The organism is Pandoraea morbifera, assembly GCF_902459575.1.
GTDB classification, from domain to species: Bacteria; Pseudomonadota; Gammaproteobacteria; order Burkholderiales; family Burkholderiaceae; genus Pandoraea; species Pandoraea morbifera.
The window spans coordinates 108317-131165 of the sequence record NZ_CABPSD010000003.1 but is presented as its reverse complement, the minus strand read 5'-3'; the positions used below and the strand labels follow the sequence as shown (position 1 = coordinate 131165).

The following is a 22849-nucleotide window of genomic DNA, read 5'->3' as shown; positions in this document are numbered from 1 at the left end:
AACCCTAGGGAGTCCACCATGACCAAGATGATCGCCAGCCGTCTGTACAGCCGTAGCAAGCGCATTGTGGACGTGGTGTGGCAGGCCGCGCTCCTCACAGGCATTTACCTGATGGCCGATGCTGCATCGCGGCATTTTCATTTGCCGCTGCCCGGTGGCGTGCTCGGCTTGCTCGCCGTGGTGGCGCTGCTCATGAGCGGCGTGCTCAAGACCGAGAAGATCAAGCGTGGCGCCGACTGGTTTCTGGCCGAGATGATCCTGTTCTTCGTGCCAATGGTCGCCGCCGTCATGCAATACACCGATCTGTTGCGTCATGAGGGCCTGCAATTGCTTGCCGTGATCGGCGTGGGCACGGTGCTCGTGATGGTCTCGACCGCCCTGGCCGTCGACTTCGCGTGTCGCGCCGAGCGCCACCTGAAGCGCGCGCTGGTGCGCATCCCGGCCCGCCGCGCCCACGTCCACGACGTGCGCTGAGGCATCGCGTACCACCGCTTCTGCCGAGTCCAGCCATGAATCATACGGCGCTGCTGCTGCTCGTTCTGACCGTTGTCTTCTATTACGTGTCGAAGCGCCTCCACGCGCGTTTCGGCAAGGTGTGGCTCGGCCCGGCGATTCTCGCGCCGGTGCTGCTCATCATCGTCATGGTCGGCGGCGACATTTCCTACAAGACGTACATCTCCGACTCGCGCTGGCTCGTGTGGCTGCTCGGGCCCACGACCATCGCGTTCGCCGTGCCGATCTATGAGCATCGCGACATCATCCGCCGTCATGCCTTCGCGCTGATCGTGGGCGTGCTCGTTGCCATGGTTGTGGCCGTGGGCAGCTCGTTCGTGCTGGCGCGGCTGTTCGAACTGCCGCCGGAGATGGCGCGAAGCCTGCTTGCCCGCTCGATCTCCACGCCGTTCGCGCTGGCGGTCTCGGATCAGGTCGGTGGCTCGCGCGACCTGGTTGGCCTCTTCGTGATCATTACAGGCTTCATCGGCATGCTGCTCGGCGAGGCGCTGTTGTCGTGGTTGCCGCTGCGCACCCGCATGGCGCGCGGCGCGCCGTTCGGCGCGGGGGCTCATGGCTTCGGCACCGCCAAGGCACGCCAGATCGGCAACGAGGAGGGCGTGGTCGCCAGCCTCGTCATGATGATCAACGGCATCGTGATGGTGTTCGCCGCACCGTTGCTCACGCATCTGCCGCTCTGAGCGGCGGGCGGCCCGACCGCCATCGCCCTTGCCCTTTCCCGTTCCCATCGAAGACGTCGAAAATAACCCTTCGCGCGTCGCCGCGGCGCCGACGCCGTGCCTCAGTTTTGCTACAATGCCGGGGTCTTGAGGAGCGTTGCGACAGCGAATCCGCTGCCAGGCTCAAGACCCTTCCCATTGGCCCCGCCGGCCGCCGGTTTCCCCCGGATCGTTGGCGTGTGGGCCCCAAGAACGGCGCTCACGTCCCAACTATCTAGACTTTAGAGAAAGGAGGCGTGATGAACGCCGTAGTCGATTCGAAATTTTCCGATTTCCACGTTGCCGATATCAAGCTGGCCGACTGGGGCCGCAAAGAGCTGACCATCGCCGAGAGCGAAATGCCGGGTCTGATGGCCACGCGCGAAGAGTTCAAGGCCAGCCAGCCGCTCAAGGGTGCGCGCATTGCCGGCTCGCTTCACATGACGATCCAGACCGGCGTGCTCATCGAGACGCTCGTCGCGCTTGGTGCTGAAGTGCGCTGGGCCTCGTGCAACATCTTCTCGACGCAGGATCACGCCGCCGCCGCGATTGCCGCCGCCGGTATTCCCGTGTTCGCGTTCAAGGGCGAATCGCTCGACGAGTACTGGGAATACAGCCACCGCATTTTCGAATGGCCGAATGGCGAGTTCGCCAACATGATTCTCGATGACGGCGGCGACGCCACGCTGCTGCTGATTCTGGGCAGCAAGGCCGAGAAGGACATCTCGGTCGTGGGCAACCCGACCAACGAGGAAGAAGTCGCGCTGTACGCGTCGATCAAACGTCATCTGGCCATCGATCCGCAGTGGTACAGCAAGCGCCTGTCGCAGATCAAGGGCGTGACCGAAGAGACCACCACCGGTGTGCACCGTCTGTACCAGATGGAAAAGGACGGCGTGCTGCCGTTCCCGGCCATCAACGTGAACGACTCGGTCACCAAGTCGAAGTTCGATAACCTGTACGGCTGCCGCGAGTCGCTGGTCGACGGCATCAAGCGTGCCACCGACGTGATGATCGCCGGCAAGATCGCCCTCGTGGCGGGCTACGGCGACGTGGGCAAGGGCTGCGCGCAGAGCCTGCGCGGCCTGGGCGCCACCGTGTGGGTCACGGAAATTGATCCGATCTGCGCACTGCAGGCCGCCATGGAAGGCTACCGTGTGGTGACGATGGAGTACGCCGCCGACAAGGCCGACATCTTCGTGACGGCAACGGGCAACTTCCACGTGATCGATCACGACCACATGCTCGCGATGAAGCATCAGGCCATCGTGTGCAACATCGGTCACTTCGACTCGGAAATCAACGTGGCGTCGACCCGCAAGTACCAGTGGGAAAACATCAAGCCGCAGGTCGATCACATCATCTTCCCGGACGGCAAGCGCATCATCCTGCTGGCCGAGGGGCGTCTGGTGAACCTGGGTTGCGCCACCGGCCACCCGTCGTTCGTGATGAGCAACTCGTTTACGAACCAGACGCTCGCGCAGATCGAACTGTTCGTGCACGGCGCGAAGTACAAGAACAGTGTGTATGTGCTGCCCAAGCACCTCGACGAAAAGGTCGCACGCCTGCACCTGGGTCGCATCGGCGCCGAGCTGACCGTGCTGACCGACGATCAGGCGAAGTACATCAGCGTCGACAAGAACGGCCCGTTCAAGCCGGCGCACTATCGCTACTGATCGACACGTACCGGGCGGCCGGCGTTGACGCGCAAGCGTCGGCGTGCGGGCCGCCCGGCGCTGTCGGACGCGGTTTCACCACTGTCGGTGCAGGGAGCGACCTCCCGCACCGGCCTGTTCTTCGGAGCTTGCCATGCGTTTGCTGCTGATTTGGCTCATCAATGCCATCGCGCTTCTCGTTCTGCCCTACGTCGTCTCGGGCATCCAGCTCAAGGGCATCGGTACGGCCCTGATCGTTGCGGTCGTGCTCGGCCTGATCAACGCGTTCCTGCGCCCACTGCTCGTCATCCTGACGTTGCCGGTCACGGTGCTGACGCTGGGGCTGTTCATTTTCGTGATCAACGCGCTGCTGTTCTGGCTGGCCTCGCATGTCGTGAAGGGTTTCGAAGTCTCGGGCTTCTGGGCGGCGCTCTTCGGCTCGCTGCTGTACAGCCTGATCTCGTGGATTCTGTCGGCGCTGGTGTTCGGCGGCGAGCGAGCCACCAACGTGTAATGGCGGCGCATCGCCGTCGCCCGCTTCTTGCAGGAAACCCGTAGTCATGTCGCAAGCGCTTCGTGCCGATCAGGCCCTCGTCTGCCGGGGACTGGCCGCATCCCGCACCGCCGCTCAACGCCTCATCGATGCCGGACGCGTGTATTACGCCGGCACCGAAACGGCGTTGAAGAAGGCCAGCCAGATCGTGGCGGACGATGAGCACATCGAAGTGCGGGCGGCGCCCGATGGACTGCCCGACGAAGATCGCTACGTGTCTCGCGGCGGCCTGAAACTCGCCGGTGCGCTCGCGCAGACGGGGCTTGGCGTCGGTGGCCGCGTGGCCCTCGACGTCGGCCTGTCGACCGGCGGCTTCGCGGACTGTCTGCTGCAGGCGGGCGTGGCGCGTGTCGTCGGGGTGGATGTCGGGCATGGACAGTTGCATCCGCGTCTCGCGAGCGAGCGGAGGCTGGTGTCGCTCGAGGGCATCAACGCGCGGCACCTGTCGCGCGAGTTGCTCGACGAGCGTCTCGCAACGGCGAGCGCGCCGGACGCCGTGCCGGAAGCCGTGCCGGAAGCCGGCTTCGACCTGATCGTGGGCGACGTGTCGTTCATCTCGCTCACGCTGGTCTTGCCCGCGCTCGCGCCGTTGCTGGCCCCGGCCGGCGACCTGCTGATGCTGGTCAAGCCGCAATTCGAGGTCGGACGCGAGCATGTCGGCCGCGGCGGGCTCGTGAAGGACGCTGCGCAGTATGCGCAAGTGGAGACAAAAATCCGCACTGCCTGTGAATCGCTCGGACTGACGGTCGCCGCATGGCTCGACAGTCCCATCGCGGGCGGCGACGGCAACCGGGAGTTCTTCGTGCACGCCAGGCGCGTGTGATGGGGCTCCCAAGATGACAAGACGATCATGACGCAACCTTCCTTCAGTTTCGAATTCTTCCCGCCCAAGACGGCCGATGGCGCGGAGAAGCTGCGCGCCACGCGTCAGCAGCTGTTCCCGCTCGGGCCCAAGTTCGTCTCCGTGACGTTCGGCGCCGGCGGTTCGACCCAGCAGGGCACGCTCGACACCGTCGTCGAAATCCAGCGCGAAGGCGTGGAGGCCGCGCCGCACCTGTCGTGCGTGGGTTCGACCCGCGAGAACATCCGCGAGATCCTGCAGACATACCGTCAGCACGGTATCCGCCACATCGTGGCGCTGCGCGGCGACCTGCCCTCGGGCATGGGCGAGATCGGTGAATTTCGTTACGCGTCGGAGCTCGTGGAGTTCATCCGCGCCGAGACCGGCGACTGGTTCCACGTCGAGGTGGCGGCCTACCCGGAATACCATCCGCAGGCGCGCTCGCCCCGCCTGGACCTGGAGCATTTCGCCAACAAGGTGAAAGCCGGGGCCAACGCCGCGATCACGCAGTACTTCTTCAATGCGGACGCGTATTTCCGGTTCGTCGACGACGTGGCACGCCTGGGCGTGCAGGTGCCGATCGTGCCGGGCATCATGCCGATCACGAATTACTCGCAGATGATGCGTTTCTCGGAAATGTGCGGCGCCGAAGTGCCGCGCTGGATCGCCAAGCGCCTGGAGGGCTTCGGCGACGATCGCGAGGCGATCCGCGCCTTCGGGCTCGACGTGGTGACCGGCCTTTGCGAGCGTCTGCTTGCCGGCGGGGCGCCCGGGTTGCACTTCTATACGCTCAACGCGGCATCGGCGACCAAGGCGATGTGGCAGCGTCTCGGCCTCTAGGGCGCACGCAATCGTTTGCCAACGCAGGGGTGTCTAGGAAGTCAATTCTAATCATAAATGAGTGATTTCCTATCCAAAAACACCACAAATAGGCGGTTTGCTAGGGATTTGGCGTGTTGTGACGCACGGGAAGCTTCAGTAATATCCCCGTGAACCTGGCGACGGATCGTCGCCGGGGGTCATAACAAATCAAATTTCGAGGAGCCTATGAAACAGACTCACACCCTGCGTTTGCTTTTGGCTGCGACCTTGCTTGCCGGTGCGGCCGTGATCCCGCCCGCCGCGGCGGTCGAGCTCCCGAACAAGACCCTCGTCTATTGCTCCGAGGGCAGCCCCGCCGGTTTCGATCCGGGGCAACTCACCACCGGCACGGATTTCGATCCCGCCGACGCCATCTACAACCGTCTCATCGCTTTCGTGCCCGGGGAAACCGGCGTCATGCCGTCGCTCGCGGAGAAGTGGGATATCTCGCCCGACAACAAGGTCTACACGTTCCATCTGCGCAAGGGCGTCAAGTTCCACAAGACCGATTACTTCACACCCACCCGCGACTTCAACGCCGAGGACGTGAAGTTCACGTTCGACCGCATGGCCGATCGCGAGATGCCGTTCCGCAAGGCGTACCCGGCGGAATTCCCGTATTTTGTCGACATGGGCCTGCAGGCGGACATCGATCGCATCGAGGTCGTCGATCCGTACACCGTGCGCTTCGTACTCAAGAAGGTCGACGCACCGTTCATCCAGAACCTGGCCATGTCGTTCGCGTCGATCCTCTCCAAGGAATACGCGGACAAGCTGCTCGCCGCCAACAACGCGCGCGACATCGCGCTCAAGCCCGTTGGCACCGGCCCGTTCATCTTCCGCAGCTACACGAAGGACGCCACGCTGCGCCTGGACGGCAACAAGGACTACTGGAACACGAGCCTGCCGCCGAAGGTCAGCAAGCTGATCTTCGCGATCACGACCGACGCGAACGTTCGCATCCAGAAGCTCAAGCGCAACGAGTGCCAGGTGGCGACGTATCCGCGTCCGGCGGACGTCGATGCGCTCAAGGCGGAGATTCAGTCGCAAGGCAAGGCGTCGAAGCTGAAGATGCCGGACCAGGTCGGCTTCAATCTCGGCTACGTGGCGTACAACGTGCAGAAGAAGCCGCTCGATCGCGTGGAAGTGCGTCAGGCGCTCGACATGGCGATCAACAAGAAGGCGATTCTCCAGTCCGTCTACGGCTCGGCCGGTCAGTTGTCGAACGGTGCCCCGATGCCGCCGACGCAGTGGTCTTACGACAAGAACATCAAGCAGGCGAGCTACGATCCCGAGAAAGCCAAGGCTCTGCTCGACAAGGCAGGCGTGAAGGGCATGGAGATCACGCTGTGGGCCATGCCGGTGCAACGGCCGTACAACCCGAACGGCAAACTCATGGCCGAGATGATCCAGGCCGACTGGGCGAAAATCGGCGTGAAGGCCAACATCGTCACGTACGAATGGGGTGAGTACATCAAACGCGCCAAGGCCGGCGAACACGATGCGCTGCTCATCGGCTGGACCGGCGACAACGGCGATCCGGACAACTGGCTCGGCGTGCTGCTCGGCTGCGATTCGATCAACGGCAACAACTTCTCGAAGTGGTGCTACAAGCCTTTCGACGACCTCATCAAGCAGGCGCGTCAGACGACCGATCAGGCCACGCGCACCAAGCTCTACATGCAGGCGCAGGAGATCTTCGCGCAGCAACTGCCGTTCTCGCCCATCGCGCACTCCACGCAGTACAAGCCGATGTCCACGAGCGTGCAGGGCTTCAAGCTGAGCCCGTTCAGCCGCAACAGCTTTGCGGGCGTCTCGTTGAACTGAGTCCGCGACACGATCGACCGGTCCGGCGCCCCGCGCGCCGACCGGCGTCGAACCGCCGCCCGGGCCGCCGCGCCCGGGGTCGGCGGTCGCACCACGTCGGCAACGCGCCGACGATTGATTAACGCGGCACAGCACCGCTGGCCCCTGCGCCGGGGGCGGGCGGTGCGCGAAGCCCCCACGGAACCCTCCTATGCTGAGATTCGTCCTGAGACGACTGGGCATGGTCATCCCGACCTTCATCGGGATCACCGTGCTCGCGTTCGCGCTCATTCACCTCATCCCCGGCGATCCGATCGAAGTCCTCGTGGGCGAGCGCAATCTCGACCCCGTCATGCACGCCGAGGCGATGAAGCGGCTCGGGCTCGACCAGCCGCTCACCACCCAGTACTTCGTCTACCTGAAGCACGCCGCGCAAGGCGACCTCGGGCGCTCCATCGTCACCAACGAAGGTGTGCTGCACGAGTTCTTCGCCCGTTTTCCCGCTACGCTGGAACTCGCGCTTTGCGCGATGATCTTCGCACTGGTCGTGGGCCTGCCCGCCGGCGTGGCCGCATCGCTCAGACGCGGCAAGACGCTCGACCACGCCACCATGGGCGCGGCACTCACCGGCTACTCCATGCCGATCTTCTGGTGGGGGTTGCTGCTCATCATGCTGTTCTCCGTCAATCTGCAATGGACGCCGGTCTCCGGGCGCATCGGGGTCGAGTACGACGTGCCGAGCGTGACCGGCTTCATGTTGATCGACACGCTGCTCTCCGGCGACGAGGGGGCATTCTCCTCGGCGCTCAGCCACCTGATCCTGCCGACCATTGTGCTCGGCACGGTGCCGCTGGCCGTGATTGCGCGCATGACGCGCTCGGCCATGCTCGAAGTGCTGCGCGAAGACTACATCCGCACGGCGCGCGCCAAGGGGCTGTCGCCCTGGCGCGTGATCGTCGTGCATGCGTTGCGCAATGCGCTGATCCCGGTCATCACGGTGATCGGACTGCAGGTCGGCACGCTGCTCGCCGGCGCGGTGCTCACCGAGAACGTGTTCTCGTGGCCCGGCATCGGCAAATGGCTGATCGACGCGATTCTTCGTCGCGACTATCCGGTGGTGCAGGGCGGCATCCTGCTCATCGCGACGGGCGTGATTCTGGTCAACCTGCTGGTCGACGTGCTCTACGGCGTCGTCAACCCGCGCATTCGGCACTGAAGGAGGTCAACGATGAGTGACACGCCTGCCACGCTGCCGCCTCCCGCCGCCGTGACCGCGACACCTCGCGCGCGCGTATTCCGGGAGTTCCTGCGCAGTTTTACCGCGAACCGCGGCGCCACGGCCGCGGCCGTGGTGCTCCTGCTGATGTTCGCGGCCGCCATTCTGGCACCGCTGATCGCGCCGCACAGCCCGATCGAGCAATATCGCGACTTCGTCAAGATTCCGCCCGCGTGGTTCGAGGGCGGTAACGCCCGGTTCCTCCTGGGTACGGACGAGGCCGGTCGCGACATCCTTTCGCGCCTGATTTTCGGCGCGCGCCTGTCGTTCTGGATCGGTCTGTCGTCCGTGGTGCTCTCGCTGATTCCGGGCATTCTGCTCGGGCTGCTCGCGGCGTTTTTCCAGCGCTGGCTCGATACGCCGATCATGCGGTTGATGGACATGATGATGGCGCTGCCGTCGCTGCTGCTGGCGGTGGCGGTGGTGGCCGTGATCGGCCCGGGTCTGGCCAATACGACGATCGCCATCGCGATCGTGACATTGCCCGCGTACGTGCGTCTCACGCGCGCCGCGGCGCTTGGCGAGTTGCAGCGCGAGTACGTCGTGGCCTCACGCATGGCCGGAGCGGGAACGCTGCGGCTGATGTTCTCGACGGTGCTGCCGAACTGCGCGGCGCCGCTGATCGTGCAGGCCACGCTGAGCTTCTCGGTGGCCATTCTCGACGCCGCGGCGCTGGGCTTTCTCGGTCTGGGCGTGCAGCCACCGCTCGCCGAGTGGGGCTCGATGCTCGCGTCGGCGCGCGACTATATGGAAAGTGCCTGGTGGATTGTCACGCTGCCGGGACTGGCGATCGTCATTTCGGTGCTCGCGATCAACCTGGTCGGCGACGGCCTGCGCGATGCACTCGACCCCAAACTGAAGCGAATCGCATGAATCTGCTCTCCATTCGAAATCTGTCGGTCGACTTCGACGGCGCGCGCGCGGTCGACGCCATCGACCTCGACGTCGGCCAGGGCGAGATCCTTGGCGTGGTCGGCGAATCCGGCTCGGGCAAGAGCGTGACGATGCTCGCGCTCATGGGCCTGATCGACGCGCCAGGGCGTGTCCTCGCGGACGAAGTGCGCTTCGACGGCCGCGACCTGTTGCATGCGTCGGCACGCGAGCGCCGCAACATCGTTGGGCGCGACGTGTCGATGATTTTCCAGGACGCGCTCACCAGCCTGAATCCGAGCTACACCATCGGCTATCAGATCGGCGAAGTGTTGCGCCGTCACATGGGGTTGCGCGGCCGCGCCCTTCGAGCGCGCGTCGTCGAGTTGCTCGAGCAGGTCGAGATTCCCGACGCGGCCAACCGGCTGGGGGCGTATCCACACCAGTTGTCCGGCGGAATGAACCAGCGGGTGATGATTGCCATGGCGATCGCCTGCCGACCGAAACTGCTGATTGCCGACGAGCCGACCACGGCCCTCGACGTGACGATCCAGGCGCAGATCATGGCGCTGCTGCTCCAGTTGCAGAAGGATTACGGCATGTCGCTCGTGCTGATTTCCCACGATCTGGCGGTAGTCGCCGAAGTCGCGCACCGCGTGGCGGTGATGTATGCGGGCCAGGTGATCGAAGTGCAGCAGGTGCCGGCACTCTTCGACGCCCCGCATCACCCCTACACCGAAGCGCTGCTCTCGGCGATTCCCGAGCACAACCGGGGCGTGCGTCGACTGCGTACGTTGCCGGGCGTGGTTCCCGGACGCGACGACCGCCCGGCGGGCTGTCTGCTCTCGCCGCGCTGTCCATACGCGGACGATCGTTGCCGCACGGTGCAGCCGGCGCTCGAGCCCTACGCGGCGCCGGGCATGACGAGTGGAGTGGGCTCGCCCACGGTGCGGTGCTTCAAGCCTTTGCCGCATGCGGTGGCGGGCGATCGAGTGGCAGGGGGTGTGCGATGAGTGAAACCGTTTTCGCGACGCCTCCGGAGACCCCGCCGGCGCCGGCGGGGCAGGGGCGTGTCGTGCTGTCCGCGCATGACCTGACGCGCTGCTATGCGGTGAACCGCGGGCTACTGCGCGGGCAGGCGACGCTCAGGGCACTCAATGGCGTGTCGTTCGAGCTTGCGGCGGGTCGCACGCTGGCGGTGGTCGGCGAGTCCGGGTGCGGCAAATCGACGCTGGCCAGGGTATTGACGTTGATCGAGCCGCCCACGTCGGGCAGACTCGTCGTCGACGCGACCGAGACCACGTCGGCATCGGCCGGCGAGCTGGCGCCGCTGCGCACGCGGGTGCAGATGGTGTTCCAGAACCCGTACGCGTCGCTCAACCCGCGCAAGACGGTGGGGCAGGCGCTCGACGAGCCGCTGGCCATCAACACGTCGCTCAGCCGCGCCGAGCGGGGTGAGAAGATTGCAGCGATGATGGGCACGGTCGGCTTGCGCCCGGAGCATGTGGCGCGGTATCCGCACATGTTCTCGGGCGGGCAGCGGCAGCGGGTGGCGATCGCGCGGGCGATGATCCTGTCACCGGCCATCGTGGTCGCCGACGAGCCTGTTTCGGCCCTGGATGTCTCAATTCAGGCACAGATCCTGAATCTTTTCATGGATTTGCAGGACCGATACGCGACGAGTTACGTATTCGTGTCGCATAATCTCGCGGTGGTCGAGCATGTGGCCGACGACGTCATGGTGATGTACCTCGGCCGCGCGGTCGAACACGGTCCCAAGGCCGCCGTGTTCGGCAAGCCGCTGCATCCGTACACCAAGGCGCTGATGTCGGCCACGCCGGCGATCAAGGCGGCCGAGCGGCGGGTCAAGATCCCGTTGATCGGCGAGTTGCCGTCGCCCTTGCGACCGCCGCCGGGGTGTGCGTTCGCGCCGCGCTGTCCGTACGCAGTCGACCACTGCCGTGAAGAAGTGCCGCAACTGCGCAAGCTCGAAGGACGTCTGGTGGCGTGCCATCGGGTCGAAGACATTGAGGGATGACGAGATTGGGTGGACCACCACGCGCGACGCACGTTCGTCGGGGCGTTGCATTGACCGGCTGGCTGCTCGGTTGCCTGTTGATGGCGCTCGCCGTCACGCTGGATGCGGCGTCGACCGGGACGCCCCGCGCGATCGCGCCGCGCACGCTGCCGCTGGTGGTTCCGGAGCCCGGCGAGGCGCCGCCGGGCGCCAATCTCCCGTTCTACGAAGCCCGCAAGGGCGATATGACCATCTACGTGATGGGCACCCTGCACGTCGGCAAGCCCGACGACTATCCGTTCCGCAAGGTCGTGGTCGATGCACTGCGCGTGTCGAAGACGGTGGCGTTCGAGCTTTCGCCGGACGACCTGACGATGTCGCAGGACGACGTGCAGAAGTACGGCATGTGCGCGCGGTCGTGTCTGCCCCGCCTGATTCCGGCACCGCTCTGGCGCAAGTTGCGCGCGCGCCTCAAGGGCAATCCGGCAATGCTTGCCGAGATTCGTCACATGCGGCCGTGGCTGGCGGCGCTGCTCGTCGAGACACTCGATTCGATGGGGGCCGACCTGCAAACGGAGTACGGCACCGAGAACCAGCTGGAGAACATCTATCGCGGCCGCATCGTCGGCCTCGAGTCGCTGGCGGAGCAGATGGACGCTTTCACCGGCCTCACGCCCGCGCAGCAGAACGAGTTGCTGGCACAGGAGCTGGTGCTCACTCCGAAGAAGGCGACGGCGCAGGTGGAGGAGTTGCACCGCCTTTGGCGAGCGGGGGACGCGGAACTGGTCTTCGACTGGTCGCAGAGCAAGGCGGCGCAGGTGCGGCGCAACGTGGCCCTGGCCGACGCCATCGACGAGCGCATCCTGTATTCGCGAAACCGGCGCTTTCTGGCGCGCATGCTGTTCCTCGCCGACCCGGGCAAGCCGGTTTTCGTGGCGATTGGTACATTGCATCTTGGCGGTCCGCACGGCGTGTTGCAACTGCTGCGCGAGCATGGGTTTTCGGTGGCGCAGCGATAGCTCGCGCCGGATATCGCGATGCCGGCGGTCGAACGAACCGCCGGGTCTGGCGCCCACTTATGCCAACATCCCCCGCGCCTCGATAAAGCGGATGATCTCCTGAAGGCCCTTGCCTTCCTTCATGTTACCCATCACGAACGGACGCATGCCGCGCATTTTCTGCGTGTCCGAGCGCATGATGTCGAGCGAGGCGCCCACGTACGGGGCGAGATCGGTCTTGTTGATGACGAGCAGATCCGACTTCGTGATGCCGGGGCCGCCCTTGCGCGGGATCTTCTCACCGCCGGCCACATCGATCACATAGATCGTGAGATCCGAGAGCTCCGGGCTGAAGGTGGCCGCGAGATTGTCGCCGCCGGACTCGATGAAGACGACGTCCGCGTCGGGGAAGCGGTCCAGCATCCGGTCGACGGCTTCGAGGTTGATCGACGCGTCCTCGCGGATCGCCGTATGCGGGCATCCGCCCGTCTCCACGCCGAGAATGCGCTCCGGTGCCAATGCACCCGCAACGGTCAGCAGACGCTGATCCTCCTTGGTATAGATGTCGTTGGTGATCACGACGAGATCGTAGCGCTCGCGCATGGCTTTGCAGAGCATCTCGGTCAGGGTGGTCTTGCCGGAGCCGACCGGGCCTCCGATGCCGACACGCAGCGGCGGATTCTTCTTGGTACGACGGGTGTTGGCAGTGGTCGTCATGGCGAATGTCGTGGTGGCGGTGAAAGTAGCGGATTCGTGGAAAACGGCCAGGTGCTGGTCAATATCGAGTCAACAGCGAGTCAATCATGTGATGCCGTGGAACGCATTCGCGCGCAAGCGCGCGATGAGCGAGGATGCGGTCGCGCCGGCCGCGATCCCGATGCAGCGCTCGCGTCTCATGACCGGAACAGCCGCGAGTACTGGGTCTCATGACGCGACGCGAGAATCGCGAGCGCGGGAGAGAACGTGTTGATTCGATCATCCGGCAACGCCATGGCGCGACGAGCGGCCGCCACGATGCGTGGCCGTAACGCCACGATCACACGCTGTGCGGCGAGTTGTCCGAGCGGCACCGCCTTGAGCGCGCCGGCCACCTGATTCTCGAGCCAACTGAACGCGTAGGCGACCAGCGTATCGGCGAGCGTGGCGCCATGCGCCAGCGCGGCAAGCGAGAATGCCGTCGGCAGGGCGATCGGACGCAGCGCCGACAGACGCTCGCGCTGCATAGGGGTGCCCCATTCGAGCGAAACGATCAATTGCGTGAGCGACCATCCCATTTGCTCGGTCTCCGCGCGCAGCTCGGCCGCTTCGCGCGTGGCCAGCAGCCAGTCGTTCACGCGAATGAGCGCAGCGGCGTCGTCCGTCTGCCAATGACGCCATTGCCGCGCGAGCAGCGCCAGTTCGCCCGAGGCGAAAACCCCCTCGAGCTGACTGGCGATCCAGCGCTCGGCGCTGGGGGCATCGTGAACGATGCCGTGTTCGACGGCGGCTTCCAGACCTTGCGAATAGCTGAAGGCCCCGATCGGGAGCGCCGGCGATGCAAGATGCAACAGCGCGGCAAGCGACTGGAGCGACGCGTCGGCGACGGGCTCAGCGAGTGGACTGGCGAGACTGGCCGTCATCGGAAGGACTCACTTGGGAAGCCGGTTCGTCGGTCCGGTCGTGCGGCATGTGCGAGTGATCGTGCCCGCATGCGGCGCCATGCGCATGGGTGTGACCATGCGAGGTGTCTTGCGTGTGCGCGCAGCCGGGGCCATGCGCCGGATCGTGCTGACATGCCGCGCCGTGCGAATGTCCATGATCGTGATCGTGCGAATGCCCATGCGGATGGTCATGATCGTGGGCGTGTCCGTGATGCTCGTGGAAGACGCGCTGTGCGAGCGCGAAGTCCTCAGCGAAGGTGGCATCGTGCCCGTGCTTATGACCGCCGCCGTAGGCGCCCGCTTCGGGCTCGAACGGCATCAGCGCCTCGGCGACGTCGACGTCGAGGCGCAGGAGCATGTCGCGCAGTACGGGGTCGTGTTCGAGCTTGAGATATCCGTCGCCCACTTCCACCGGCGTGTGACGGTTGCCGAGATGGTACGCCGCGCGCGTGAGCGCCAGCGGCGTGGCAGCCGTCACGAGCAGCACCGTTTCGGGGGCGGCTTCCACGCGGATGAATCCGCCGTCGTCGGCCACGAGCACGTCGCCGCCGCGCAGTACGGTGCCGCGGGGCAAGAACAGTGCAACGTCTTCGCCGGTCTCCAGCGTGGCGCGCAGGCGGCTCTTGCTGCGCGCGTCGAACGGCAGCACGAGGGCCGGGGCGCGACGGGCGAGCGGTGCGGCGATGCGCCCGGCGGCAAAGTGTTTCTCCACGCGGCGAAGTGCCGTGGACGATGTTGCCGGATCCGGCGAGGAGGGCGATTCGGGGTCTTGCGCCATGGTGGGTTCAGAAAAGGAAGTAGCGTTGCGCCATGGGCAACACGGTCGCCGGCTCGCACGTCAGCAACTGTCCGTCGGCGATGACCTGATAGGTTTCGGGGTCGACGCTGATGTGCGGCAGCCAGGCGTTGTTCACCATGTCGGCCTTGGTGACCTGCCGGATATTGCGCACCGGCACCACGCGCTTGGTCAGACCGTAACGTCCGGCCACGTCGCCATCGTACGCTGCCTGCGACACGAACGTGAGCGAAGTGCGCGCCATGGCCCCGGCGCGCGCACCGAACATCTCGCGGTAGTGCACCGGCTGGGGCGTCGGGATCGACGCATTGGGGTCGCCCATGAGCGCCGTCGTGATCATGCCGCCCTTGAGAATCAGCGACGGCTTGACGCCGAAGAACGCCGGCTCCCAAAGGACCAGGTCGGCCCACTTGCCCACTTCGACCGAGCCGATCTCATGCGCCATGCCGTGCGTGATGGCCGGGTTGATCGTGTACTTCGCGACGTAACGCTTGACGCGGAAGTTGTCCGCATCGCCGGTGTCCGGGCCGAGCGCGCCGCGCTGCACCTTCATCTTGTGCGCCGTCTGCCAGGTGCGCATGACCACTTCCCCCACGCGCCCCATGGCTTGCGAGTCGGACGAGATCATCGACAGTGCGCCCAGATCGTGAAGGATGTCCTCGGCCGCGATCGTCTCGCGCCGGATGCGCGACTCCGCGAAGGCGATGTCCTCGGCGATGGCCGGGTCGAGGTGATGGCAGACCATCAGCATGTCGAGATGTTCGTCGAGCGTGTTGATGGTGTACGGCCGCGTCGGGTTGGTCGACGACGGCAGTACGTTCGCCTCGCCGCAGACCTTGAGGATGTCCGGCGCGTGACCGCCGCCGGCGCCTTCGGTGTGATACGTGTGGATCGTGCGTCCCTTGATCGCGGCCACGGTCGCTTCGACGAAGCCGCCCTCGTTGAGCGTGTCGGTATGAATCGCGACCTGGGTATCGGTGGCGTCGGCGACTGACAGGCAGGCGTCGATGGCCGCGGGTGTGGAGCCCCAGTCCTCATGCAGCTTCAGCCCGATGGCGCCGGCCTCGATTTGCTCCATCAACGGCTCGGGCTGGCTCACGTTGCCCTTGCCGAGAAAGCCGAGATTGATCGGCCAGCCGTCGGCGGCCTGGAGCATGCGTTCCAGATGCCACGGCCCTGGCGTGCAGGTCGTGGCGTTGGTGCCGGTCGCCGGGCCCGTGCCACCGCCGAGCAGCGTGGTCACGCCCGAGGACAGCGCCTCTTCGATCTGTTGCGGACAGATGAAGTGAATGTGCGAATCGATGCCGCCGGCCGTGACGATCATGCCCTCGCCGGCGATCACTTCGGTGGCGCCGCCCAGCGGAATCGTCACGCCGGGCTGGATGTCGGGATTGCCGGCCTTGCCGATGCCCCAGATGCGCCCGTCCTTGAGGCCGATGTCGGCCTTCACGATGCCCCAGTGATCGATGATCACGGCGTTGGTGATGACGGTGTCCACCACGTTGGCGCGGGGACGTTGAGATTGCCCCATGCCGTCGCGAATCACCTTGCCGCCGCCGAATTTCACTTCTTCGCCGTAGATCGTGAAGTCGCGCTCGATTTCGACGATGAGTTCCGTGTCGGCCAGACGCAGCCGGTCGCCGGTCGTGGGGCCGAACATTTCCGCGTACGCGCGGCGAGAGATTTTCATAGCGCCCCCATGACGCGACCTGCGAAACCGAACACGCGCCGCTCGCCCGCGAGCGCGACCAATTCCACCGTCCGCTGCTGGCCGGGCTCGAAGCGCACCGCGGTGCCGGCCGCGATGTTCAGACGAAAGCCGCGCGTGGACTCACGGTCGAATTGCAGTGCGTCGTTGACCTCGTAGAAATGGAAATGCGAGCCGATCTGGACCGGCCGGTCGCCGGTGTTGGCCACGGTGACGCGGATCGTGGGACGGTCCGCGTTCAACGTGATTTCGCCTGCGGCGGGCAAGAGTTCTCCGGGAATCATGTGGGTCTCCGAGATGATGGCGAGAGCCGATGTCCGCGACATCAGGCCACGGCCGCGAGCAGCGTCGCGCCGTAGGCCAGCACGCCTGCGCCCAGCACGCGAGGCAGCCATGCCGAGCGACGGCGCAGCGCCCCGCCGGCAGCGATGCCCACGCCGTGCAGCACGCCGGTGGCCAGCACGAAGCCGGCGAGGTAATGCATGGCGCTGGCCTGCGCCGGCAACTCGACGCCGTGCGCGAAGCCATGGAAGATCGCGAACGCGCCCACGATGGCGGCGCCCGCCCAACCGGGCAATCGCGCGCGCGTGGCGAGCAGCAGACCCAGCACGAGCAAAGAGACAGCGATCATCGGCTCCACCCCGGGCAGCGCCAGCGCGTGCGACATGCCGAGCAGGCCGCCTGCGGCCAGCATCGCCACGAAGGCGAGCGGGGCGAGCCAGACGCGTCGGGCAGTGAGCGAGCTCCACAAGCCCACGACGATCATCGCGCACAGGTGATCGGCACCGGAGAGCGGGTGCATGAAGCCTGCGGCGAAACTGGTCGCCGCGTCGTGGCCGGGATGACCCGGGTGCGCGAGTGCGGCGCCCGACGCGGCGAGCAGGGCCAGACCGGCGAGACCACGCGCGATACGTTGGCGCGAGACGGACACGGTGCCGGAGTCGGCGATGACGAGCGGGGGGCGGACCAGTGACATGAGACGTCCTTTCAAGTGAGTGGTTGACGACACGGCGTCGGTTATCGGATGTTGTCCGGCCATCGAGTGCGGTCGTGCGTGTCGCGCGCGATCGCCCCGAATGGTCGGGCGTCATCGGTGCATGCGAACCGACGGCGCCGGTTCGCGCATCGACGGACGTCAGGGAATCGGGTGATGCACGGTGACAAGCTTGGTTCCGTCGGGAAACGTGGCCTCGACCTGGATGTCAGGGATCATCTCGGGCACGCCCTCCATCACGTCGTCGCGGGTGAGCAGCGTGGTGCCGTAGTGCATCAGGTCGGCGACGGTGCGCCCGTCGCGGGCGGCTTCCATGAGCGCGGCGCTGATGAAGGCCACGGCCTCGGGATAGTTCAGCTTCAGGCCGCGTGCGCGCCGACGCTCCGCGAGCAGCGCCGCGGTGAAGATCAGCAACTTGTCTTTTTCTCGTGGGGTGAGCTTCATCTTGACGTGAAATTCAATGCGAAAGGGTCATGGGAGCAACGCTGCAGCCGCTCATCATAAGCACGAGTCGGGCCGCGCGCCATATCGATCGCACACGCGCGGTTCGCGCACCAAAACCGTGCCGGGCAAGGGCGACGCGGGCCGTGCCGGGCGGCAGGGTCATTGGCAGATGAACCGCTGCAGCTCCGGCGTCGCCGGCTGCGTGAAAAGGGTCTCGGGCGCGCCCGACTCCCAGATCTTGCCCTGGTGCATGAACACCACGCGATCCGAAACGTGGCGGGCGAACCGCATTTCGTGTGTCACCAGAATCAGCGTCATGCCTTCGGTGGCGAGGTCTTCGAGTACCTTGAGCACTTCGGCGACCAGCTCGGGATCGAGCGCCGAGGTGATCTCGTCGCACAGCAGCACCGATGGGCGCATGGCCAGCGAGCGGGCAATGGCCACGCGCTGCTGCTGCCCGCCCGACAGTTGCGACGGATAGCTGTCGAACTTGTCGGCGAGGCCCACCTTGGCGAGCATGGCGCGGGCGATCTCGCGTGCCTCGGCACCGGCGGTCTTCTTCACCACCTTCTGCGCGAGCATGACGTTTTCTCCGGCCGAGAGGTGGGGAAAGAGGTTGTACTGCTGGAACACCATGCCGACCTTCAGGCGCAGCGCGCGCAGGTCGGTGTCGCGCGCGCCGACGTGCACGCCGTCCACGGCGACGCTTCCGGCATCGAATCGCTCCAGGCCATTGAGCGTGCGCAGCAGCGTGCTCTTGCCCGAGCCGCTCTTGCCGATGATCGAGACGACCTGGCCGCGCTCGACGTCCATGTCGATTCCCTTGAGCACGGGGGTTTCGCCGAAGCGCTTTTGCATGCCCCTGACTTCAATGAGCGACATGGAGTTTCCTTTCGAGATGACGCGCCCACAGCGACAGCGGATAGCAGGCGGCGAAGTAGAACATGGCGACGAGGCCGTACACGGTGAACGGCTGGAACGTCGCGTTGGTGAGCATGGTGCCGGTCTTGGTGAGCTCGTCGAAGCCGATGATCGACGCGAGGGCGGTGCTCTTGACGACCTGCACCGAGAACCCGACCGTCGGGGCGATGGCGATGCGCAGCGCCTGCGGCAGAATCACGTGACGCAACTGCTCGCCGTATCGCATGGCCAGGCTCGACGACGCCTCCCACTGGCCGTGCGGCACGGCGTCGACGCAGCCGCGCCAGATTTCCGTGAGATAGGCGCTCGTGTAGAGCGTCAGGCAGACTGCGGCGGCGACCCATGGCGAGACGTTCAGGCCGAGCAGCGGCAGTCCGAAGAACACCAGGAACAGCTGCATGAGCAATGGCGTGCCCTGGAACACCTCGATGTAAAGCGCCACGGCGCGCGCGGCCCACGACACGCGTCCCACGCGCACCACCAGCAGTGCCAGCGCGACCAGTCCTCCGCATACGAAGGCGATGGCCGAGAGTGCGAGCGTCCAGCGCGCGGCAAGCAGCAACCCGCGCAGCATGTCCCAGATCGAGAACTCGATCATCGTGCGCCTCCCTTGGCCGTGCCTCGAAACAGGCGCCGCGCGCAGCGCATGAGCACCCGACGCAGCACGATGGCCAGCACGAGATAGAGCGCGGTGACGATCAGGTAGCTCTCGAACGCGCGGAAGGTGCGCGACTGCACGAAGTTGGCGGCGTACGAGAGGTCGGGGACCGAGATCTGCGAAACGACGGCGGACCCGAGCATCACGATGACGATCTGGCTGGCGAGCGCGGGAAACACCTTCGCGAACGCCTGCGGCAGGATCACGTGACGCAGGATCTGGCCTCGCGTCATCGCGAGCGACAGACCGGCTTCGGAAAGACCGCGCGGCACGGCGCGCATGCCCGCGCGGATGATCTCGGTGGCATAGGCCCCGAGGTTCACGCTCATGGCAAGGATCGCGGCCGTGGTCTCGTCGATGTGAATGCCGAGACTCGGCAGGCCGAAGAAGATGAAGAACAGCTGAACGATGAACGGCGTGTTGCGGATGAGTTCGACGTACAGCCCCGCGATCGCCCTGAGCCACACCGTGCCCGTCTCGCGGGCGACGGCGCACAGGGCGCCGATGATCACGCCCACGACCGTGGAAACGGCCGTGAGCGCCATCGTGAGCGCGGCGCCGCGCACGAACAGCATCAGGTATTGCCGCAGATCGGCAAAGTCGAGAACGTAATGCATGGGGAACCGGGGACCTGTCTCGGGACGCGTCGTACTGCGATCAGAGATCGGCGGGCAGCGGCATGCCGAGCCACTTCTGCGAGATCTTGCCGAGCGAGCCGTCCTTCTTCGACGCGGTGAGAATGTCGTTGACCTTCGCGAGCAGGCGCGGCTCGTTCTTGTTCAGTCCCACGAAGCAGGGCGAGTTCTTGATGAGGAACTTCGGCTCCGGCAGCTTGGGCGGGTGCTTGGCAACGATCGCCGCCGCCACCACATTGCCGGTGGCGACCAACTGTACCTGGCCCGAGAGGAAGGCGGAGATCGTGCCGTTGTTGTCTTCGAAGCGCTTGATCGTGACGTCGGGCGGCGCGACCTTCGAGAGTTCGAGGTCCTCGACCGCGCCGCGCGTCACGCCGATGGTCTTGCCCGAGAGATCGGCGGGCTTCGACACGGCGAGGTCCTTCGGCCCGAACACGCCGTTGTAGAACGGTGCGTAGGCTTCCGAGAAGTCGATCACCTTCTCGCGCTCGGCATTCTTGCCGAGGCTGGAAATCACGAGGTCGGCCTTGTTCGTGGTGAGGTAGGGAATCCGGTTGGCGCTCGTGACGGGCACCAGCTCGAGCTTCACGCCCATGCCCTTGGCCAGCAATGCGGCCGTGTCGATGTCGTAGCCGACCGGCTTCATGTCGGGGCCGATGGCGCCGAACGGCGGAAAGTCCTGCGGCACGGCCACGCGCAGGGTGCCGCGCTTCGCGATGTCGTCCAGACCGTCGGCGTGCGCGGTACGCGGCGCCAGGGTGGCCACGGCGGCCAGCGCGCTCACGGCGAGCATCAATGTGGTGAAGGCGCGGCGGGCGCGGGTGCGCGCGCCGAGCGCGGCGACAACGGCTTCATGGGAGACGGCGGTGCGGGAAAACGGCAGCATATCGGCAACCTCGGATTCAGGGGGCGAGCATTCCGGTAACGGGAGTGTTCCGGCGGCCGGCGCATCTGGTCTGACCGGTCGATACAGTGACGTAGCAGGAATCATGCCCGGGTGCGCGGGACCTCGTGACGCCCGGATCTCGCGCGCGACCCGGCGGGAAACGGGGGCGGCGAGGCGGTCGTTTCGGCGGCGACGTGCGCGCGGGCATGCGCCGAGTTGGTGCGAAATCCGGGGGGCGCGCAAGAAGGAACCCCATTCGTCACCGAACTGGTGCGTTCGGGGCAGGACGCACCGACGCAGAGGGGGGGGCGGCGCCGGCGATCGGCCGGTGTCCACGAAATCTCGCGTGCGCGGCGCTCGCCGCTCAGTGCCGGATCACGTCGCCCAGAGACGCAGCGGCTCGGCGGGTACGCCGTGCACGATCGGCCGCAGCGCCAGCCAATGCGCGATCAGCAACTGACGCACCGCTTCCATGTCGCGTCCGAGCACGCGCAGCACGAGCACATTGCCGGGCAGACAGGTGATGCCTGCGCGCAAGTCATCGTCGAACGGCAGGTCTTGCGCGAGCGATTCCGCGAGCTCCCGCGTGCAGGCGTCGCCCACGGCCCACAGTGCCGCGAAGACGGGAAAGCCCGCGAGGCCGGTTGCGCCGGAGCGCTGCGCGTCGTCGGCGCCGAGCACGGCCTGTTCAGCCCACAGCAGACGGTCGGCCGCGTCGCGCAATTCGAACGTCGAGCGCCATTGACCCTGCGTCCATTGCTCGCCGGCCGCCTGGCGTCCGAGCAGCGTCGCGTCCCAACCGATCACGCTGGCGCCGGCGCCGAGCCGGACCGTGATGCGCTGACGCGCGTCGGCATGCTCGAACACGATGTTCTCGAGCGGCAGCCAGTCGAGCTTCGCGCCGGCGCGCACGGTGAGGGCGATGTCCTGCGTGCCGAAACGGCCCTGCGACTTGTACCACTTCGTGGCGCCGGGTGTCGTCAACACCGCGTGCGCCCTGTCGCCGACGTCGACGTCGATCGACAGCGAGTCACCGCCCGCGATGCCGCCCGGCGGATGCACGACGACGGCGTGGCAGATGCCCGGCCCCTCCGGGTGCAAAGACTTCTGGACGACCAGCGGCCCCTGATGCCGCCGTGTGGCGAGCACTGTGCGGGTGTCGTGCCGGGCGAAGCCGAGCGACAACTCGGCGTGCCAGCCGGTGGGCACGGGAGCGGCGTGTGGTGAATGCATGAGCGATGGTAACGACAGCGGCAATGACGGCGGCGATGGCAACGACGGCGACGTGCCGTCGCGCGCGGGACGATGGCGCGAATCTAGCACGGGCTGCCGCCTCCTGACATCGGTGCGTCACATTGCGCTCGCGCGGCCGCGCTCATACGGCGACCATGTTACGCACGCCGTCGCGCTCCATATCCTTGCCGAGACCGCTTGCGACGATCGCGCCACGGCTCATCACGCGATAGTGATCGGCCAGTTCCAGCGCGAAGTCGTAATACTGCTCGACGAGCAGCACGGTCATGCCGCGCTCGTCGACCAGGCGTCGCAGCGTTCTGCCGATGTCCTTGATGATCGAGGGCTGGATGCCTTCGGTCGGCTCGTCCAGAATCAGCAATTGCGGCTCGCTCATGAGCGCGCGTCCGATGGCGAGTTGCTGCTGTTGCCCGCCGGACAGATCGCCGCCGCGCCGTTGTTTCATGTCGCGCAGCACGGGAAACAGTTCGTAGATGTGATCGGGCACGCCGCGCTTGGCCTCGCGTGCGGGACGGCTGGCCGCCCCGATCAGCAGGTTTTCCTCGACGCTCAGGCGCGGGAATATCTCGCGGCCCTGCGGCACGTATGCGAGTCCGTCGGCCACACGCGCATAGGGCGGCGAGGACGTGAGCGCCTTGCCGCGCCAGGCGATGCTGCCCGACTTCACGGGCACTACGCCCATGAGGCACTTGAGCAGTGTGGTCTTGCCCACGCCATTGCGCCCGAGCAGCACCGTGAGCTGGGCGTCGGGCACCGTGAACTCCACGTTGCGCAGGATGTGACTGCCACTGTAGTACTGGTTCAGAGCGTGAATTTCCAGCATGG

Annotated in this window: 25 protein-coding genes and 1 riboswitch; of the genes, 12 read left to right on the top strand and 13 right to left on the bottom strand. The window is 66.0% G+C overall.

The features are described from left to right. Nucleotides 1–18: 18 nt before the first annotated feature. From PMO31116_RS06725 to PMO31116_RS06670, 12 genes are all read left to right on the top strand, one after another. Nucleotides 19–474 carry a CidA/LrgA family protein gene (locus PMO31116_RS06725; RefSeq protein ID WP_150566048.1) on the top strand — a complete coding sequence of 152 codons (456 nt, stop codon included), beginning with the start codon at nucleotides 19–21 and terminating at the stop codon, nucleotides 472–474. 35 nt (nucleotides 475–509) lie between these two features. Beyond that, nucleotides 510–1193, top strand: a complete 684-nt coding sequence (locus PMO31116_RS06720) for an LrgB family protein (protein WP_023598036.1) — start codon at nucleotides 510–512, stop codon at nucleotides 1191–1193. A 122-nt stretch (nucleotides 1194–1315) separates the two neighbouring features. Next, a riboswitch (S-adenosyl-L-homocysteine riboswitch) is annotated at nucleotides 1316–1440 on the top strand. 31 nt (nucleotides 1441–1471) lie between these two features. Then, nucleotides 1472–2887 (top strand): adenosylhomocysteinase, encoded by a 1416-nt coding sequence (gene ahcY, locus PMO31116_RS06715; protein WP_150566047.1) that lies wholly within the window; start codon nucleotides 1472–1474, stop codon nucleotides 2885–2887. A gap of 133 nt (nucleotides 2888–3020) precedes the next feature. Next, nucleotides 3021–3380 carry a phage holin family protein gene (locus tag PMO31116_RS06710; protein WP_023598034.1) on the top strand — a complete coding sequence of 120 codons (360 nt, stop codon included), beginning with the start codon at nucleotides 3021–3023 and terminating at the stop codon, nucleotides 3378–3380. Nucleotides 3381–3426: 46 nt separating this feature from the next. Further along, nucleotides 3427–4242, top strand: coding sequence for a TlyA family RNA methyltransferase (locus tag PMO31116_RS06705; protein ID WP_150566046.1), 816 nt, complete (start codon nucleotides 3427–3429; stop codon nucleotides 4240–4242). A gap of 27 nt (nucleotides 4243–4269) precedes the next feature. Beyond that, a complete protein-coding gene (metF, locus tag PMO31116_RS06700) occupies nucleotides 4270–5100 on the top strand; it encodes a methylenetetrahydrofolate reductase [NAD(P)H] (protein ID WP_023598032.1) in 831 nt (276 codons plus the stop codon). A 207-nt stretch (nucleotides 5101–5307) separates the two neighbouring features. Then, nucleotides 5308–6948: an ABC transporter substrate-binding protein gene (locus tag PMO31116_RS06695; protein ID WP_150566045.1), complete on the top strand. Its 1641-nt coding sequence runs from the start codon at nucleotides 5308–5310 to the stop codon at nucleotides 6946–6948. 190 nt (nucleotides 6949–7138) lie between these two features. Then, entirely contained in the window at nucleotides 7139–8143 is a 1005-nt protein-coding gene (locus tag PMO31116_RS06690) for an ABC transporter permease subunit (RefSeq protein ID WP_150566044.1), read from the top strand. Between the two features lie 12 nt (nucleotides 8144–8155). Further along, nucleotides 8156–9076 (top strand): ABC transporter permease subunit, encoded by a 921-nt coding sequence (locus tag PMO31116_RS06685; protein WP_150566043.1) that lies wholly within the window; start codon nucleotides 8156–8158, stop codon nucleotides 9074–9076. Beyond that, nucleotides 9073–10086 carry an ABC transporter ATP-binding protein gene (locus PMO31116_RS06680; RefSeq protein ID WP_150566042.1) on the top strand — a complete coding sequence of 338 codons (1014 nt, stop codon included), beginning with the start codon at nucleotides 9073–9075 and terminating at the stop codon, nucleotides 10084–10086. The genes PMO31116_RS06685 and PMO31116_RS06680 overlap by 4 nt, the downstream gene beginning before the upstream one ends. Then, on the top strand, nucleotides 10083–11111 hold the full coding sequence (locus tag PMO31116_RS06675; protein ID WP_246185174.1) for a peptide ABC transporter ATP-binding protein: 1029 nt from the start codon (nucleotides 10083–10085) through the stop codon (nucleotides 11109–11111). Before PMO31116_RS06680 ends, PMO31116_RS06675 begins: the two co-directional genes overlap by 4 nt. Before the next feature lie 80 nt (nucleotides 11112–11191). Continuing rightward, a complete protein-coding gene (locus PMO31116_RS06670; RefSeq protein WP_246185192.1) occupies nucleotides 11192–12109 on the top strand; it encodes a TraB/GumN family protein in 918 nt (305 codons plus the stop codon). A 57-nt stretch (nucleotides 12110–12166) separates the two neighbouring features. On the opposite strand, the gene ureG is transcribed toward PMO31116_RS06670, so the two are convergent. The 13 genes from ureG to urtE all read right to left on the bottom strand — a co-directional run bounded on the left by ureG (nucleotide 12167) and on the right by urtE (nucleotide 22847). Continuing rightward, nucleotides 12167–12805 (bottom strand): urease accessory protein UreG, encoded by a 639-nt coding sequence (gene ureG, locus PMO31116_RS06665; protein WP_150566040.1) that lies wholly within the window; start codon nucleotides 12803–12805, stop codon nucleotides 12167–12169. A gap of 176 nt (nucleotides 12806–12981) precedes the next feature. Beyond that, nucleotides 12982–13707 (bottom strand): urease accessory protein UreF, encoded by a 726-nt coding sequence (locus tag PMO31116_RS06660; RefSeq protein ID WP_150566039.1) that lies wholly within the window; start codon nucleotides 13705–13707, stop codon nucleotides 12982–12984. Continuing rightward, on the bottom strand, nucleotides 13676–14506 hold the full coding sequence (ureE, locus tag PMO31116_RS06655) for an urease accessory protein UreE (RefSeq protein WP_150566038.1): 831 nt from the start codon (nucleotides 14504–14506) through the stop codon (nucleotides 13676–13678). Before ureE ends, PMO31116_RS06660 begins: the two co-directional genes overlap by 32 nt. 7 nt (nucleotides 14507–14513) lie before the next feature. Then, nucleotides 14514–16214 (bottom strand): urease subunit alpha, encoded by a 1701-nt coding sequence (ureC, locus tag PMO31116_RS06650; RefSeq protein ID WP_150566037.1) that lies wholly within the window; start codon nucleotides 16212–16214, stop codon nucleotides 14514–14516. Continuing rightward, a complete protein-coding gene (locus PMO31116_RS06645) occupies nucleotides 16211–16516 on the bottom strand; it encodes an urease subunit beta (protein WP_023598021.1) in 306 nt (101 codons plus the stop codon). Before PMO31116_RS06645 ends, ureC begins: the two co-directional genes overlap by 4 nt. A 41-nt stretch (nucleotides 16517–16557) precedes the next feature. After that, the gene (locus tag PMO31116_RS06640; protein WP_425494777.1) at nucleotides 16558–17163 is read right to left on the bottom strand and encodes a HupE/UreJ family protein; all 606 of its coding nucleotides are present in this window, start codon (nucleotides 17161–17163) and stop codon (nucleotides 16558–16560) included. A gap of 204 nt (nucleotides 17164–17367) precedes the next feature. Next, the gene (locus PMO31116_RS06635; protein ID WP_039407388.1) at nucleotides 17368–17670 is read right to left on the bottom strand and encodes an urease subunit gamma; all 303 of its coding nucleotides are present in this window, start codon (nucleotides 17668–17670) and stop codon (nucleotides 17368–17370) included. Between the two features lie 159 nt (nucleotides 17671–17829). Further along, nucleotides 17830–18552, bottom strand: a complete 723-nt coding sequence (locus PMO31116_RS06630; protein WP_023598018.1) for an amino acid ABC transporter ATP-binding protein — start codon at nucleotides 18550–18552, stop codon at nucleotides 17830–17832. Continuing rightward, nucleotides 18539–19189: an amino acid ABC transporter permease gene (locus PMO31116_RS06625; RefSeq protein WP_023598017.1), complete on the bottom strand. Its 651-nt coding sequence runs from the start codon at nucleotides 19187–19189 to the stop codon at nucleotides 18539–18541. Before PMO31116_RS06625 ends, PMO31116_RS06630 begins: the two co-directional genes overlap by 14 nt. Next, nucleotides 19186–19866 carry an amino acid ABC transporter permease gene (locus PMO31116_RS06620; protein ID WP_150566035.1) on the bottom strand — a complete coding sequence of 227 codons (681 nt, stop codon included), beginning with the start codon at nucleotides 19864–19866 and terminating at the stop codon, nucleotides 19186–19188. Before PMO31116_RS06620 ends, PMO31116_RS06625 begins: the two co-directional genes overlap by 4 nt. A 40-nt stretch (nucleotides 19867–19906) precedes the next feature. Beyond that, nucleotides 19907–20677 carry a transporter substrate-binding domain-containing protein gene (locus PMO31116_RS06615; RefSeq protein ID WP_246185191.1) on the bottom strand — a complete coding sequence of 257 codons (771 nt, stop codon included), beginning with the start codon at nucleotides 20675–20677 and terminating at the stop codon, nucleotides 19907–19909. Between the two features lie 468 nt (nucleotides 20678–21145). After that, nucleotides 21146–22003 carry an urease accessory protein UreD gene (locus tag PMO31116_RS06610; protein ID WP_150566278.1) on the bottom strand — a complete coding sequence of 286 codons (858 nt, stop codon included), beginning with the start codon at nucleotides 22001–22003 and terminating at the stop codon, nucleotides 21146–21148. 142 nt (nucleotides 22004–22145) lie between these two features. After that, nucleotides 22146–22847, bottom strand: coding sequence for an urea ABC transporter ATP-binding subunit UrtE (gene urtE / locus PMO31116_RS06605; protein ID WP_150566033.1), 702 nt, complete (start codon nucleotides 22845–22847; stop codon nucleotides 22146–22148). Between the last annotated feature and the right edge of the window lie 2 nt (nucleotides 22848–22849).